At 61.0% G+C, this 14,037-nt stretch carries 14 protein-coding genes; 8 read left to right on the top strand and 6 right to left on the bottom strand.

What is annotated here, in order from left to right:
* Positions 1-124 precede the first annotated feature (124 nt).
* From ROE7235_RS20960 to ROE7235_RS13870, 4 genes are all read right to left on the bottom strand, one after another.
* Positions 125-286: a winged helix-turn-helix domain-containing protein gene (locus ROE7235_RS20960; protein ID WP_121096102.1), complete on the bottom strand. Its 162-nt coding sequence runs from the start codon at positions 284-286 to the stop codon at positions 125-127.
* Positions 287-304: 18 nt separating this feature from the next.
* Positions 305-2,254, bottom strand: coding sequence for a DNA topoisomerase IV subunit B (gene parE, locus ROE7235_RS13860; RefSeq protein WP_121096103.1), 1,950 nt, complete (start codon positions 2,252-2,254; stop codon positions 305-307).
* A gap of 94 nt (positions 2,255-2,348) precedes the next feature.
* Positions 2,349-3,401 (bottom strand): permease, encoded by a 1,053-nt coding sequence (locus ROE7235_RS13865; protein WP_183073515.1) that lies wholly within the window; start codon positions 3,399-3,401, stop codon positions 2,349-2,351.
* A gap of 41 nt (positions 3,402-3,442) precedes the next feature.
* Positions 3,443-3,751: an ArsR/SmtB family transcription factor gene (locus ROE7235_RS13870; protein ID WP_306418878.1), complete on the bottom strand. Its 309-nt coding sequence runs from the start codon at positions 3,749-3,751 to the stop codon at positions 3,443-3,445.
* A gap of 349 nt (positions 3,752-4,100) precedes the next feature.
* On the opposite strand from ROE7235_RS13870, the gene ROE7235_RS13875 reads away from it, so the two are divergent.
* From ROE7235_RS13875 to ilvN, 3 genes are read left to right on the top strand one after another with little or no spacing between them, the layout of a single operon-like run.
* Positions 4,101-5,858 (top strand): acetolactate synthase 3 large subunit, encoded by a 1,758-nt coding sequence (locus ROE7235_RS13875; RefSeq protein WP_183073516.1) that lies wholly within the window; start codon positions 4,101-4,103, stop codon positions 5,856-5,858.
* Position 5,859: 1 nt separating this feature from the next.
* Positions 5,860-6,372, top strand: a complete 513-nt coding sequence (locus tag ROE7235_RS13880) for a hypothetical protein (protein WP_121096105.1) — start codon at positions 5,860-5,862, stop codon at positions 6,370-6,372.
* Positions 6,373-6,374: 2 nt separating this feature from the next.
* On the top strand, positions 6,375-6,935 hold the full coding sequence (ilvN, locus tag ROE7235_RS13885) for an acetolactate synthase small subunit (protein ID WP_121096106.1): 561 nt from the start codon (positions 6,375-6,377) through the stop codon (positions 6,933-6,935).
* A gap of 60 nt (positions 6,936-6,995) precedes the next feature.
* Here ilvN and ROE7235_RS13890 read toward each other — a convergent pair whose 3' ends face one another.
* Positions 6,996-7,424, bottom strand: a complete 429-nt coding sequence (locus ROE7235_RS13890) for an FKBP-type peptidyl-prolyl cis-trans isomerase (RefSeq protein WP_121096107.1) — start codon at positions 7,422-7,424, stop codon at positions 6,996-6,998.
* Between the two features lie 171 nt (positions 7,425-7,595).
* Here ROE7235_RS13890 and trmB point away from each other — a divergent pair, with 171 nt between their 5' ends.
* On the top strand, positions 7,596-8,294 hold the full coding sequence (gene trmB, locus ROE7235_RS13895; RefSeq protein WP_121096108.1) for a tRNA (guanine(46)-N(7))-methyltransferase TrmB: 699 nt from the start codon (positions 7,596-7,598) through the stop codon (positions 8,292-8,294).
* 13 nt (positions 8,295-8,307) lie between these two features.
* Here the strand turns inward: trmB and ROE7235_RS13900 are convergent, their stop codons facing one another.
* The gene (locus ROE7235_RS13900) at positions 8,308-9,030 is read right to left on the bottom strand and encodes an alpha/beta fold hydrolase (RefSeq protein WP_370743762.1); all 723 of its coding nucleotides are present in this window, start codon (positions 9,028-9,030) and stop codon (positions 8,308-8,310) included.
* 47 nt (positions 9,031-9,077) lie between these two features.
* On the opposite strand from ROE7235_RS13900, the gene ROE7235_RS13905 reads away from it, so the two are divergent.
* The 4 genes from ROE7235_RS13905 to ROE7235_RS13920 all read left to right on the top strand — a co-directional run bounded on the left by ROE7235_RS13905 (position 9,078) and on the right by ROE7235_RS13920 (position 14,021).
* Positions 9,078-9,533 (top strand): NUDIX domain-containing protein, encoded by a 456-nt coding sequence (locus tag ROE7235_RS13905; RefSeq protein ID WP_121096110.1) that lies wholly within the window; start codon positions 9,078-9,080, stop codon positions 9,531-9,533.
* A gap of 90 nt (positions 9,534-9,623) precedes the next feature.
* Complete coding sequence (gene topA, locus ROE7235_RS13910) at positions 9,624-12,209, top strand: type I DNA topoisomerase (RefSeq protein ID WP_121096111.1); 2,586 nt, start codon at positions 9,624-9,626, stop codon at positions 12,207-12,209.
* 75 nt (positions 12,210-12,284) lie between these two features.
* The gene (locus tag ROE7235_RS13915) at positions 12,285-12,980 is read left to right on the top strand and encodes a CoA transferase subunit A (protein WP_121096112.1); all 696 of its coding nucleotides are present in this window, start codon (positions 12,285-12,287) and stop codon (positions 12,978-12,980) included.
* Positions 12,981-12,992: 12 nt separating this feature from the next.
* Positions 12,993-14,021 carry a PAS domain-containing protein gene (locus tag ROE7235_RS13920; protein WP_121096113.1) on the top strand — a complete coding sequence of 343 codons (1,029 nt, stop codon included), beginning with the start codon at positions 12,993-12,995 and terminating at the stop codon, positions 14,019-14,021.
* The last annotated feature ends 16 nt before the right edge of the window (positions 14,022-14,037 follow it).

Below are 14,037 nucleotides of genomic sequence, written 5' to 3' on the forward strand. Positions count from 1 at the left end.
CAACGCGCTCTCGCAACGCAAGTGGATGTGGTTTGCCCATCTGTTATCTCCATATCTGCTCAAAGACATGGAATCATGGATCATGAAGTAAGGGAATCCTGAATCTGGTCAAACCGGACGCGCTCTAAAGCACAGTTTGGCCGCTTTGAAGGGTCTCTTGGGCGTCTTCTTCGCTAATTGAAAGCCGTTCCTTGAGAGGTTCAACACATTCTTTCACACTTGTCTTGCCCTCGGCAAATAGTTGCAGAACTGGGAGAATAAACGTCTGAAAATCAGGGGCTGCCATTATTAAACTGCTCTCTTTCTAGACATCCAACTCCTCCACAAACCGCGCGTTCTCGGAAATATACTGGAACCGCAATTCAGGCTTCTTGCCCATCAGCCGCTCAACCAGATCCGAGGTTTCCCCCGGCAGGTCGTCATCTACCGACACGCGGATCAACCGGCGCGACGCGGGGTCCATCGTCGTTTCCTTCAAATCCTTCGCGTCCATCTCGCCCAAGCCCTTGAAGCGCGACACGTCGATCTTGCCTTTGCCGCCCAGCCCTTCGGCGTAGAGCCGCTCTTTCTCTGCCTCGTCCAAAGCGTAAACCCGCTTCGCCCCTTGGGTCAGCCTAAACAGCGGCGGGCAGGCCAGATACAGGTGCCCCGCGTCGATCATCGGGCGCATCTGGGTGTAGAAGAACGTCATCAGCAGCGCCGCGATATGCGCGCCGTCCACATCCGCGTCGGTCATGATGATGATGCGGTCATAGCGCAGGTCATCCAGCCGGAATTTCGGCCCCAGCCCGACGCCCATCGCTTGGCACAGGTCCGAAATCTCTGCATTCGTGGTCAGCTTGCCAGAGGCCGCGCCCAGCACGTTCAGGATTTTACCGCGCAAGGGCAGCAGCGCCTGCGTTTTGCGGTCGCGACCCATCTTGGCAGAGCCGCCCGCCGAATCACCCTCGACGATGAACAGCTCCGTCCCGATCTTGTTGGTCGCGGTGCAATCGACCAGCTTGCCGGGCAGGCGCAGCTTTTTCGTCGCGGTCTTGCGCGAGGTTTCCTTTTCCTGCCGCCGGCGCAGCCGTTCCTCGGCGCGCAGCACCAGAAAATCAAGGATCGCGCCCGCCGATTTCGGGTCTGCCGCCAGCCAGTTGTCGAAATGGTCGCGCACCGCCCCTTCGACCATGCGCGCGGCCTCTGTCGTCGCCAAGCGGTCCTTGGTCTGGCCGACGAATTCAGGCTCGCGGATGAAGCACGACACCAGCGCGCAGCCGCCCGCCGCCATGTCCTCGCGCGTGATCTGGGCGGCTTTCTTGTTGTTGGCGAGTTCGCCGTAAGCACGGATGCCTTTCAGCACGGCGGCCCAGAAGCCCTGTTCATGCGTGCCGCCTTCGGGGGTTGGGACGGTATTGCAGTAGGACTGCACGAAACCGTCGCGCACCGGCGTCCAGTTGATCGCCCATTCCACCGAGCCGGGCGCGTTGAACTTGTCCTGAAAGCTGACCTTGCCGGCGAAAGGTTTGTCGGAATAGGTGACATTGCCGGTCAGTTGTTCGTTCAGGTAATCGGCCAGACCGCCGGGGAAATGGAAGGTTGCTTCCATCGGCGTGTCGCCATCCTCGATCGCGGATTTCCAGCGGATTTCGACGCCAGAGAACAGATATGCCTTGGAGCGCACCATGGTCAGCAGCCGCGCGGGGCGGAATTTGAGCGCGCCGAAAATCTCTGCGTCCGGGTGGAAGGTGAAGGTAGTGCCGCGCCGGTTGGGGGCGGGGCCGACCTTTGCCACCGGCCCTTGCGGGATGCCGCGCGAGAATTCCTGCGCATAGAGCTCGCGGTTGCGGGCGACTTCGACGCGCAACTTGTCCGACAGCGCGTTGACGACCGACGCGCCCACGCCATGCAAGCCGCCCGATGTGGCATAGGCCTTGCCGCTGAACTTGCCGCCTGCGTGCAGGGTGCAGAGGATGACCTCTAGCGCGGATTTGTCGGGGAATTTGGGGTGCGGGTCTATCGGGATGCCGCGGCCATTGTCACGGATGGTGATGGAGTAGTCTGCGTGCAGCTCGACCTCTATGCGGTTGGCGTGGCCCGCCACCGCCTCGTCCATGGAGTTGTCGAGCACTTCGGCCACCAGATGGTGCAGCGCGCGCTCATCCGTGCCGCCGATATACATGCCCGGGCGCTTGCGGACGGGTTCCAGCCCTTCGAGCACTTCGATGGAGGACGCGTCGTAGCTGTCGGATTGCGGCAAAAGGTCGGACATGGGCGCGCTCGATTCCTGACTGGGGGAAAGACACCACCAGTAGACCACCGCACGGGGCGGGGCGCAAGAGATTGGGCCTTGCGCCCGCGCGCTGTCAGAGCATCAGCCAGGTCTGAAAAGCCAACCCGCTCAGAAACGCGCCGCCGAGCGAAATCGCGATGTAGAGTGCGAAAACCCGCAGCTTGACCAAGGCCCAGACGGCAATTGCGGCGGGCAGCGACGTGACGCCCCCCGCGATCAGAAAGGCCATACCTGCGCCGCCCAGCATGCCTTGGTCCATCAGCCCGCCGATCAGGGGTAGGGCTGCATAGCCGTTGAAATAGGCGGGCACGCCCACGAGCGTTGCGATGGCAATTGGCATGAACCCTGCGCCGCCCAAGCTTTGCGTGACCATTTCGGCAGGCACATAGGCCAGCATCAGGCTTTCAAGCAGAAACGCCAGCGCCATCCATTTCAGCAAGAACAAGAAGGTGCGCGTGCCCTCTGTGCGGAACTTGGTCAGGCGGGCCGAGTCATGCCAGAAGGCCCAGACCGGTGGTTTCGGGTTGCGCGCTTTCGCGCCGCCGCAACCGCCATTGCCTACGCCGTCCCGCAGCGGGTCAGCCAAGCCGCCCGCGCGCACGACCAGATGCACCACGGTGCCGCCCAAAACGCCCATGCCAAGCGCAATAAGGGTTTTCGCTATGGCGAATTCTAACCCCAGCACGCCTGTGGTCAGCGCGAACATGGACGGGTCCATCAGTGGAGAGGCCAGCCAGAATGCCATGACCGGCGCAAGCGGCACGCCCATGGCCAGAAACGCCGCGATCAGTGGGATCACCCCGCAAGAGCAAAATGGCGACAACCCGCCCGCAAGTGCGCCCATGGCGATCATCATCGCGGGTGCGCCTGTAAAGGCCTTGGCAATCAAGTTATCCGCGCCGGTCGCGCCCGCCCATGCCGCGATCAGGATGGAAGCCGCAAGAAACGGCGCGACCGACAGAAGCGCGCCAGTGACCTTGTTGAAGGATGGCGCAAGCTGGCCGGGGTCCAGAACCGCAAGAAGGGCGATGATCAGCGCAAACACCAGCCAAACACGTTCCTTGCGCCAAATATGGGCCCAAGCTACTGCCACGGGGCCGGGGCGGGGCAGGGACTGGTCGGTCATGTCTATATCTCCAGAAAAGTAGTTATTTTTGGCAAGCCTGTTCAGGCCGCATCGGTCACAGCAGGCAGACCGGCGCAGCAGTCGGTCAGCAAGAAGTCGAGCACATGGCGCAGCTCCTCGGTGCAGGCACTGTTGCGCACCTCGCGCCCTTGGCGGGTTTGCGCAACAAGACCGGCATCCTTCAGGCTGCGCAGGTGATGCGCGAGCGTAGAGAGCGGCATATCCAGATGCGCGGCGATTTCGCCCACCAGTAAGCCATCGGGCGCGGCGCGCACCAGCAGACGAAACACCGCCAACCGGGCCGGATGGCCAAGGGCGGCAAGGGCAACAGCTGCGGAGTCGGATGTCATCGTCATGCTCATAACAATAACTATTTTTCTGGTTATGTAAACATAAATTCGCGCGGCCAATGCCCTGTGCAATCTTTGCGCAAGAAGTGCAAAGCATGGCCTGCAATCTGCGCAAGTTTATGGTCATTTTGTCATTGACCCGCCCAGCTTCGGCGCTTACTTTCCAGCCAGCTAAGGCAACGGATGGCGGCAATGCGTTCAGCACTTGTAATCGTAGTAGGAAAGACGCGCATGGGCCGGTAACGGACTTCCCAAACGGAACCCCATGCGCCCCCGAAACACCGGGGGCTTTTTTATTGCCGCAACCCGCGCTAAAGCGCCCTTGACATGACGGTGGATGGAGCAAGCGATGACACGTCAGATGACCGGAGCCAAGATGGTGATAGAAGCCCTGAAAGATCAGGGTGTGGATGTGGTATTCGGCTACCCCGGTGGCGCGGTCCTGCCCATCTATGACGAGATGTTCCAGCAAAACGACATCAAGCACATTCTGGTGCGGCATGAGCAGGGCGCGATCCATGCGGCCGAAGGGTACGCGCGCTCCACCGGCAAGCCCGGCGTTGTTCTGGTTACATCGGGTCCGGGTGCCACCAACACGGTCACGGGCATTGTCGATGCGCTGATGGATTCCATCCCGATTGTCGTTCTGACAGGGCAGGTGCCCACCTTTATGATCGGGTCGGACGCCTTTCAGGAGGGCGACACGGTTGGTATAACCCGCCCCTGCACCAAGATGAACTGGCTGGTCAAGGAAACCGACAAACTGGCGGGCACCATCCACGAGGCGTTCCATGTTGCCACCTCTGGTCGCCCCGGCCCGGTGCTGGTGGATATCCCGAAGGATGTGCAATTCGCCACCGGGATTTACAAGGAAAAGGCCGACACGCGCACCTCGCATTACGCGCCGCGCACCAAGGGCGACCCCGAGATGATCGCCCGCATGGTCGAGCTGATCGAAACCGCCGAACGCCCCGTGTTCTATACCGGCGGCGGTGTTATCAATTCGGGCGACCGTGCGACGCAGGTTTTGCGCGATTGGGCAGAGGCCACCGGGTTCCCTGTGACCAGCACCTTGATGGGGCTTGGCTGCTATCCCGCCAGCGGCAAATCTTGGCTGGGCATGCTGGGGATGCACGGCACCTATCAGGCAAACTGGGCCATGCATGATTGCGACCTGATGCTGAATATCGGTGCGCGCTTCGACGACCGGATCACGGGCCGCATCAACGCGTTCAGCCCCGAGTCGACCAAGGTGCATATCGACATCGACCCGTCCTCGCTCAACAAGGTCATCCACACCCATGTCCCGATCATCGGCGATGTGGCCGATGTGCTGGAAGAGGCGTTCGCGCTCTGGAAATCGCGCGGCGGCAATGTGAACCGCGAGGCGCTGGTGCGCTGGTGGAAACAGATCGACGAATGGCGCGCTGTCGATTGTCTGGCCTACACTCCCACCGGCGGCACGCCCATTCGCCCGCAGCATGCCCTGACGCGGCTGGAAGCGCTGACCAAGGGAATGGACCGCTACATCACCACCGAAGTGGGCCAGCACCAGATGTGGGCGGCGCAATATCTGGGCTTTGACGGGCCGAACCGCTGGATGACATCTGGCGGGCTTGGCACCATGGGCTACGGCGTGCCCGCGTCCATCGGCGTGCAGATCGCGCATCCCGACGCGCTGGTCATCAACGTCGCGGGAGAGGCAAGCTGGCTGATGAACATGCAGGAAATGGGCACGGCGATGCAGTATAAAGCGCCGGTCAAACAGTTCATCATGAACAATGAACGCCTTGGCATGGTGCGGCAGTGGCAGGAATTGCTGCATGGCGAGCGGTATTCCAGTTCCTGGTCGGAATCGTTGCCCGATTTCGTCAAGCTGGCCGAAGCCTTCGGCTGCAAGGGCATCCGTTGCGACAGCGAGGACGACCTGGATGAGGCGATCCGCGAGATGCTGGCCTATGATGGCCCGGTGATCTTCGATTGTCTGGTGGAAAAGCATGAAAACTGCTTCCCCATGATCCCGTCGGGCAATGCACATAACGACATGCTGCTGGGCAACGCGGAAACCCAAGGCGTGATCGGCGCCAAGGGCGCGGTTTTGGTGTAGGATGCCAGACGATAAGCACTCGCTGCGATCATCCACGCGGGAGGAATACGTAGAGTATATTCTTCTGGCGGCGCTATGCTCTTTTGGATGGTCGCGCGACAGGTTTGTTGAAGTCGCACGCACGCAAACCGATGCACAGGGCTACGATCTGGTGTTGGCATGTGACGGTGTCATGCGCCATGTCCAACTCAAATCCAGCAAAGCTGGCGGTCGTGCGGCGCACCAAAAGGTCAATACGGCCTTGGCATCCAAACCCGGCGGCTGTGTCGTTTGGGCTGTCGTGGATCCGGAGACACTCCATCCTGTTGAATACAGGTGGTTTGGCGGTGCTCCCGATAGTGAGTTGCCAGACCTAGGCGACCGCCGAGCGCGTCATACCAAGGGCAACGCCCAAGGCGTCAAATCGCTTCGGGATGCCATCCGGATCGTGGCCAAAAGCCGCTTTGAAACGCTAAGAACCCCGCAAGAGCTGTTCCACCGTCTTTTCGGAGATGGCAAAGAATTGGAGTGTTAGGAATGTCCCCCCTCAACATACAAAAAGGCGCGTCGAAGCATAGCGCCTATGACCTGCGCGACCCGAATGCAGAGGTGATCGAGACGCATACGCTCGCCGTGATCGTCGACAACGAATCCGGTGTGCTGGCGCGGGTCATCGGGCTGTTCTCGGCGCGTGGCTACAATATCGACAGCCTGACCGTGGCCGAAGTGGACCATCTGGGCCACCTGTCGCGCATCACGGTTGTCACCAGCGGCACGCCGCAGGTGATCGTGCAGATCAAGGCGCAGTTGGAACGTATGGTCGTCGTCCACCGGGTGCATGATCTGACCATGGAAGGTCCGAATGTGCAGCGTGAGCTGGCGTTGTTCAAGGTCAAGGGCAGAGGTGAAGCACGGATCGAGGCGCTGCGTCTGGCCGAGATTTTCCGCGCCAATGTGGTGGACTCGACGCTGGAATCCTTCGTCTTCGAGATGACCGGCACGCCGCAAAAGGTCGATGCCTTTGCCGAATTGATGCAGCCTTTGGGGCTGATCGAAGTGGCGCGCACCGGCGTTGCAGCCATATCGCGCGGCGTCTGAAACGCGCGGCCCACGCAAAAGACCGCCCGAAATGGGCGGTCTTTCCAAAGCGGTAACGATTTACGCGACAGAGACCAGTTCGACCGCGAAGGTCAGGTCTTTGCCCGCCAACGGGTGGTTGGCATCCAGCGTGACGGTCTCTTCGGTCACTTCGGCCACTTGCACCGGAACCTGCCGCCCGTCGGGGGTCTGCATGTTCAGCATCGTGCCCGGATCCAGCGGGATATCTGCGGGGATCTGCTCGCGCGGCACCGATTGCTTGGCCTCTGCCTGGTATTCGCCATACGCTTCGGTGGCCGGAATGGTCACGGTTTTCTGCTCTCCGGTGGCCATGCCGTCTATCGCGCGGTCTAGTCCGGGGATGATCTGGCCCGACCCGACGGTGAATTCGAGCGGGTCGCGCCCTTCCGAGCTGTCGAACACAGAGCCGTCTTCCAGCGTGCCGGTGTAATGAATACGAACAGTGTTGCCCGCCGCTGCGTGCGTCATGGGGTATCCTTCCAATATGGGGGGAGTGGGTTGGTCGAGGCGCGCAATCTCGCACGGTTACTCTGGCCCCAAGCCTGCCCCGTGCGGCCCGGAATGTAAACCCTGCCGCCTTTGGCTGCTTGACCGCCCGACCCGCCCGCGCCATACCCCCGCCGCGACAAGGGGGCCCATATGGCAGAGCAGTCACGCAATTTCTATGGCCGGATCAAGGGAAAAACTCTGCGACCGGCGCAACAGACATACCTGGACGAGGATTTGCCGGCGCTGGCCCTGCGCGGTGTCGGGCGTGATGACAACCCGTCGCGCCAGCCTGTGGACCCCACGTCGTTCTTTGGCGACCGTCGGCCTCTCTGGTTGGAAGTGGGGTTCGGCGGCGGTGAGCATATGGTGCATCAGGCGGCACGCAACCCCGATGTCGGGATCATCGGCTGCGAGCCGTATATCAACGGCGTCGCCATGGCGCTGGGCAAGATCCGCGAGGCGGGTGTGGACAATCTGCGCATTCATACATGGGACGCGCGCGAATTGTTCGATGTGCTGCCCGATGCCTGTCTGGACCGTGCATTTTTGCTATACCCCGATCCGTGGCCGAAAGCGCGCCATCATCGCCGCCGCTTTGTGACGCCCGAACATTTGCTGCCCTTGGCGCGGGTTCTTCGGCCCGGCGCGGTGTTTCGCGTGGCGACGGATATTCCCGACTATGTGCGCCAGACCATGGCGGAAGTGCCGCAGGCGGGTTTCGAGTGCCTGACGCCGGACCCGGAGGAGTGGCACCGGCCTTGGGATGACTGGCTGTCCACCCGCTACGAGAAAAAGGCCCTGCGCGAAGGCCGCAGACCGCACTACCTGACGTTTCGGCGGCAAGGCTGACGGTTCCCGTGATCTAGGGATTGGCCAGTTTGCGCAGTGCGCCGACAAAGGTGATCCCGTGGTCAAACTGCCCGTAGCGCAGGAATTCCAGAACCTCTGCCATGACCACAGGGTTGGACATGATGAAGGTGTGGCTGGCCGACAGAACGATGTGGTCGGTCATCCCCGCCAGTTTTGTGCTTTCCACCGAAACCTTGCCGTCATCCTCGCCGTCGATCAGCGCCGAAGTGATCGGGTTGAGCGAGATATCCCCCGCCACCACCCCCAGTTCGTAGTCGGGGAATTCGGGCAGTTGGTTGGGCGTGGCATCTATCGCCGTGCCCAGTTCCAGCCCGGCGGGGCCGTTCATCCATTCGAACGCGTCGATGTCGGAAAACGCATCCACCAGTTCTGACCCGTGATTGGGCGGGGCCAGCATGACCACGCGGCCCATATTGGCGGGTCGGTTGCGTGCCAGCCAGCCGCGCGCCAGAATGCCGCCCATGGAATGGGTGACGAAATGCACCCGCGCGTCCCCGCATGCGGCGACACTCTGGCCAACATGGCCCAGCAATTCGTCAATGGGCTTGGCCGTGGACGGATAGCCGTGGTTCACGACGCTATAGCCGTGCAGTTCCAACGCTTCCTCCATCACCAGCATGGAGTTTTCGGTGCGCGCCAGCCCGTGCAGCAGAACCACGCAATCGGCCATGGCCGCCCCCGGTAGTAGTGACAATGCTAGGATAATCGCTTTCATGGCCCGCATATAGTATTGCAGTGGCGCAGTTACCAGAAGGAGAGCCCATGCCCTGCCCCCGTCTTGCCGTGCGTGCGCTTATCCTGCACGAGGGCCGCTTGCTGATTGTCAACGCATGGCCCGACGGCAAGAGTGATCTATGGTGCGCGCCGGGCGGCGGGGTGGAGCGTGGTCAATCCTTGCCCGACAATCTGGCGCGCGAGATCTACGAGGAATGCGGGCTGCGCATTGCCGTGGGCGCGCCGTGCCTTGTGAACGAGTTTCACGACCCGACTGGCAGTTTCCATCAGGTCGATATCTACTTTCACGCCACGATCACTGGCGGGCAGATCGACCCCGCGTGGTGCGACCCCGAAGGCGTCGTCACGCAGCGCCGTTTCGTGACCGAAGCCGAGTTGTGCTGCCTGCGCTTCAAGCCCGACAGCTTGCCCGAACTGGCTTTCGGAGCGGCCGGGCAGGGGGCCAATGCAATGTATGACCCGCTGGAGCCGATTGTCCTGTAACCGGGGGCGTGCATTGACATTCCCCCTGCGTGTCTCACATGTAAGCCCGCATCACCGGGGCATCCCCCGACATACAGATTTGAGGAATTCATGGCCGTTGTCGTCGTCGAATCGCCTGCCAAGGCCAAGACAATCAACAAATATCTGGGCGCGGGGCATACGGTTCTGGCCTCTTATGGCCATGTTCGCGACCTGCCGCCCAAGGATGGCTCGGTCGACACGGAGCATGATTTCGACATGAAATGGGAGGTGGCGAGCGATTCGCGCAAACACCTCAAGGCCATTTCCGACGCGCTTAAGGAAGATAACGAACTGATCCTTGCCACCGACCCCGACCGCGAGGGAGAGGCGATTTCGTGGCATCTGACAGAAGCGTTGACCAAGTCACGGGCGCTGAAAAAGACCACGCCGGTCAAACGTGTGGTGTTCAACGCGATCACCAAATCCGCGGTGACAGAGGCGATGAAGAACCCGCGCGACGTGGATATGCCACTGGTGCGCGCCTATCTGGCACGCCGCGCGTTAGATTATCTGGTGGGGTTCAACCTGTCGCCGGTTCTGTGGCGCAAGCTGCCCGGAGCGAAATCGGCGGGGCGCGTGCAGTCCGTGTGCCTGCGCCTGATTGTCGAGCGCGAGATGGAGATAGAGGCATTCCGCGCGCAGGAATACTGGAGTGTCGAGGCGGAATTGGCCACGCCACGCGGCGCGACCTTTACCGCGAAACTTGTCAGCCTTGCGGGCAAGAAGCTGGACAAGTTCGACCTGAACAACGAAAGCGCCGCCGAAATGGCGGTTCAGGCCGTCACCTCGCGCGATTTGGCGGTGACATCGGTTGAAGCGAAACCGGCCAGCCGGAACCCCTCTGCGCCGTTCATGACAAGCACCTTGCAGCAGGAAGCCAGCCGCAAATTCGGCATGGGGGCCAAGCACTGCATGTCGACCGCGCAGCGCCTGTATGAGGCGGGCTACATTACCTATATGCGGACTGACGGGATCGACATGGCGCCCGAGGCGGTCATGTCGGCACGCGATGTCATCAAGGATCGCTACGGTGCCGAATATGTTCCGAAATCCCCGCGTATGTATAAGAACAAGGCGAAGAACGCGCAGGAAGCGCATGAATGTATTCGCCCCACGGATATGGCGGTCAGCCCCGACAAGCTGCGCGTGTCCGACACCGATCAGCGCAAATTGTATGACCTGATCTGGAAGCGCACGATCGCTGGCCAGATGGAAGCCGCGCGCATGGAACGCACGACGGTCGAGATCGGGTCCAAGGACGGGCAGGTTGGCTTGCGCGCGACGGGGCAGGTGGTGCTGTTCGACGGGTTTCTGAAGGTCTACGAGGAAGGCCGCGACGACGTGGTCGACGACGACGACAAGCGCCTGCCGCAACTGTCCGAAGGTGACAAGACCGACAAGCGGGCGGTCACGCCAGAGCAGCATTTCACCCAACCGCCACCACGCTATACAGAGGCGACGCTGGTAAAGCGCATGGAAGAATTGGGTATTGGCCGACCGTCTACCTATGCCAGCATTGTCACGACCATTCAGGACCGGGGCTATGTCATAAAGGACAAAAACCGCCTGATGCCAGAGGATAAGGGCCGGTTGGTCACGATCTTTCTGGTCAACTACTTCCGCCGCTATCTGGAATACGATTTCACCGCCGCGCTTGAAGGCCAACTGGACGATATCTCGGCCGGGCAAGCGGACTACAAAGAGGTGCTGGAGAAGTTCTGGCGCGATTTTTCGGCGGCGATTGCCGAAACCTCGGAGCTGCGCATTACAGAGGTGCTCGACAAGATCGACGAGGTTCTGGCCCCCCAGCTTTACCCCCCGCGCGAGGATGGGTCGGACCCGCGTGTTTGCCCCAAATGCGGCGAAGGACGTTTGCACCTGAAAACAGCGCGGTCGGGCGGGGCGTTCATCGGTTGCGGCAATTACCCCGAATGCCGCTTTACCCGCCCATTGGGTGTGACCGATGACGCACAGGCAGAACTGTCGGGCGATGGCAAGTTGTTGGGCCATGACGCGGGCGACCCTATCAGCCTGCGCACCGGGCGCTTTGGTCCCTATGTGCAGCGCGGTGAAGCGACCAAGGAAGACCCGAAACCACCCCGCGCGTCGCTACCCAAAGGATGGGAGGTGGACAGCATCGACCTTGAAAAAGCGCTGATGCTGCTGTCATTGCCGCGCCCCGTGGGTCCGCACCCCGATGATGGTGAGTTGATCGAGGCGGGGATTGGCCGCTACGGTCCATTCGTCAAGCACGGCAAGAAATACGCCAACCTGCCGGAAGTGGACGAGGTGTTCACCATCGGCATGAACCGCGCGGTCGAAGTGCTGGCCGCCAAGCAGACGCGCGGACGGCCTGCGGCGGCTGCCCCGTTGAAGGAGTTGGGCGAGCACCCCGATGGCGGCGCGCTTGCCGTCATGAAAGGGCGTTATGGCCCCTATGTGAAATGGGATAAGATCAACGCGACCCTGCCCAAAGAGATGGAACCGGAAACGGTCACGCTGGAACAGGCGGTCGAATTGGTGAACGCCAAGGCTGCGACCAAGGGCAAGAAAAAGGCCCCGGCAAAGAAACCGGCGGCCAAAAAGCCTGCGGCGAAAAAACCAGCCGCAAAGAAACCCGCTGCGGCCAAAAAGCCCGACGCAAAGAAGGACTGAGGCGCGCGCATCCGGTTGACTATCGGGCGCCGTCGCGCCAATTGTATCCGATAGTATATCGAAGCGAGGCTCGGCATGAAAAAGATCTACGGCTCCGCGTCAGAGGCGCTGGATGGCCTTTTGTTCGACGGGATGACCATCGCAGCAGGCGGGTTCGGCTTGTGTGGTATCCCCGAATTGCTGATTGCAGCCATCCGCGACGCGGGAACAAAGGATCTGACCTTTGCGTCCAACAACGCGGGCGTTGACGGGTTCGGGCTGGGCCTGCTGCTGGAATCGCGTCAGGTCAAAAAGATGATGTCGTCCTATGTCGGCGAGAATGCAGAATTCATGCGCCAATACCTGTCAGGAGAGTTGGAGCTGGAATTCAACCCTCAAGGCACTTTGGCCGAACGGATGCGCGCTGGCGGCGCAGGGATTGCCGGGTTCTACACCCGCACCGGCGTTGGGACCCAGATTGCAGATGGCAAGGAACACAAGGATTTCAACGGCGAGACTTTTGTGCTGGAAGAAGGCATCTTCGCCGATTTGTCGATTGTGAAAGCGTGGAAAGCAGACACGACCGGCAATGCGATTTTCCGCAAAACCGCGCGCAACTTCAATCCGCCGGCAGCGAAATGCGGCAAGGTCTGCGTGCTGGAGGTGGAAGAAATCGTCGAGCCGGGCACGCTGGACCCCGACGCCATCCACCTTCCGGGAATATATGTGAACCGCCTGATACAGGGGGAACACGAAAAGCGGATCGAACAGCGCACCACGCGCGCGGCGTAACGAGGGACGGCGATGGAAGGGCAAACGCTTGCGGGTGCGCTTGGTTCGAATGAAGCCTTTGCAGGCTTCTCGCGCTTGCGCATCTCGATGGTGCTGAGTGATCCCCGACAGGATGACAACCCCATAATCTATGTAAACGATGCGTTCGAGCGGATGACCGGCTACAGCGCGTCGGAGGTTATCGGCCGCAACTGCCGATTCTTGCAAGGCGAGAAGACGGACAAGCGCGATGTCGACCGCATCCGCCATGCCATCGCGACCCAATCCGAAGTTTCGGTCGATATCCTTAATTACCGCGCCAATGGCACGCCGTTTACCAACCGTCTGATTGTCGCGCCGATCGCGGGGGATGATGGTGAGGCGCTTTTTTTCCTGGGCGTTCAGAAAGAACTGACGGAACAGGATCGCGGAACGGATAACCGGATCACCGCCGACCGTCTGAGTGTCGTGCAGGGCTTTGTGCACCGTGATCTGGCGATGATCCTGAGCAGCCTGCGCGAACCGGACAAGAACGTAGAGCTGCCGACCTTGCGCGAGTTGGAAGCGCTGCCCCGCCGTCTGGAAACGCTGCAACTTGTCTATGAGGAAATGCGGTTGACCGGCGGGATCGACGGGCTTGGCAAAGTTGATCTTGGCACGGTCATCGCGCGCGTTTCGTCTGCAATCGCCCATTACGAGGGACGTGCTGGCGTCCGCTTTACCCAGACGGTGGAACGCGCAGAAATAACGCTGGACCGCGCCACACGCTTGGCGCTGATCGTGTCGGAAACACTGCACAACGCGTTCAACCATGCCTTCAGTCTACAAGACGAAGGCCGGATCGAACTGCGTGTGACCAATTTGTCTGGGGGCGGCGTCCGCATCCTGATCAGCGATGACGGGGAAGGCATGCCCGCAGATATGGCCTGGCCGAACGACAAGTTCGCAGGCGGGCGACTTGTGCGCGGCTTGCTGAACGGGCTGGATGCGACGCTGAATGTGGTGCGTGGGGCAGCCGGTACGGTCGTGCTGCTGGACGTGCCGGTAGATTTTGAGGCTTGAACCTAAAAGGATAGCG

This window comes from Roseinatronobacter ekhonensis (genome assembly GCF_900499075.1).
GTDB lineage: Bacteria > Pseudomonadota > Alphaproteobacteria > Rhodobacterales > Rhodobacteraceae > Roseinatronobacter > Roseinatronobacter ekhonensis.

Excerpts from the sequence above, each read along its gene's own strand:
- ROE7235_RS20960 (WP_121096102.1), bottom strand. The coding sequence starts at position 286 with ATGGCAGCCCCTGATTTTCAGACGTTTATTCTCCCAGTTCTGCAACTA.
- parE (WP_121096103.1), bottom strand. The coding sequence starts at position 2,254 with ATGTCCGACCTTTTGCCGCAATCCGACAGCTACGACGCGTCCTCCATC.
- ROE7235_RS13865 (WP_183073515.1), bottom strand. The coding sequence starts at position 3,401 with ATGACCGACCAGTCCCTGCCCCGCCCCGGCCCCGTGGCAGTAGCTTGG.
- ROE7235_RS13870 (WP_306418878.1), bottom strand. The coding sequence starts at position 3,751 with ATGACATCCGACTCCGCAGCTGTTGCCCTTGCCGCCCTTGGCCATCCG.
- ROE7235_RS13875 (WP_183073516.1), top strand. The coding sequence starts at position 4,101 with ATGACACGTCAGATGACCGGAGCCAAGATGGTGATAGAAGCCCTGAAA.
- ROE7235_RS13880 (WP_121096105.1), top strand. The coding sequence starts at position 5,860 with ATGCCAGACGATAAGCACTCGCTGCGATCATCCACGCGGGAGGAATAC.
- ilvN (WP_121096106.1), top strand. The coding sequence starts at position 6,375 with ATGTCCCCCCTCAACATACAAAAAGGCGCGTCGAAGCATAGCGCCTAT.
- ROE7235_RS13890 (WP_121096107.1), bottom strand. The coding sequence starts at position 7,424 with ATGACGCACGCAGCGGCGGGCAACACTGTTCGTATTCATTACACCGGC.
- trmB (WP_121096108.1), top strand. The coding sequence starts at position 7,596 with ATGGCAGAGCAGTCACGCAATTTCTATGGCCGGATCAAGGGAAAAACT.
- ROE7235_RS13900 (WP_370743762.1), bottom strand. The coding sequence starts at position 9,030 with ATGAAAGCGATTATCCTAGCATTGTCACTACTACCGGGGGCGGCCATG.
- ROE7235_RS13905 (WP_121096110.1), top strand. The coding sequence starts at position 9,078 with ATGCCCTGCCCCCGTCTTGCCGTGCGTGCGCTTATCCTGCACGAGGGC.
- topA (WP_121096111.1), top strand. The coding sequence starts at position 9,624 with ATGGCCGTTGTCGTCGTCGAATCGCCTGCCAAGGCCAAGACAATCAAC.
- ROE7235_RS13915 (WP_121096112.1), top strand. The coding sequence starts at position 12,285 with ATGAAAAAGATCTACGGCTCCGCGTCAGAGGCGCTGGATGGCCTTTTG.
- ROE7235_RS13920 (WP_121096113.1), top strand. The coding sequence starts at position 12,993 with ATGGAAGGGCAAACGCTTGCGGGTGCGCTTGGTTCGAATGAAGCCTTT.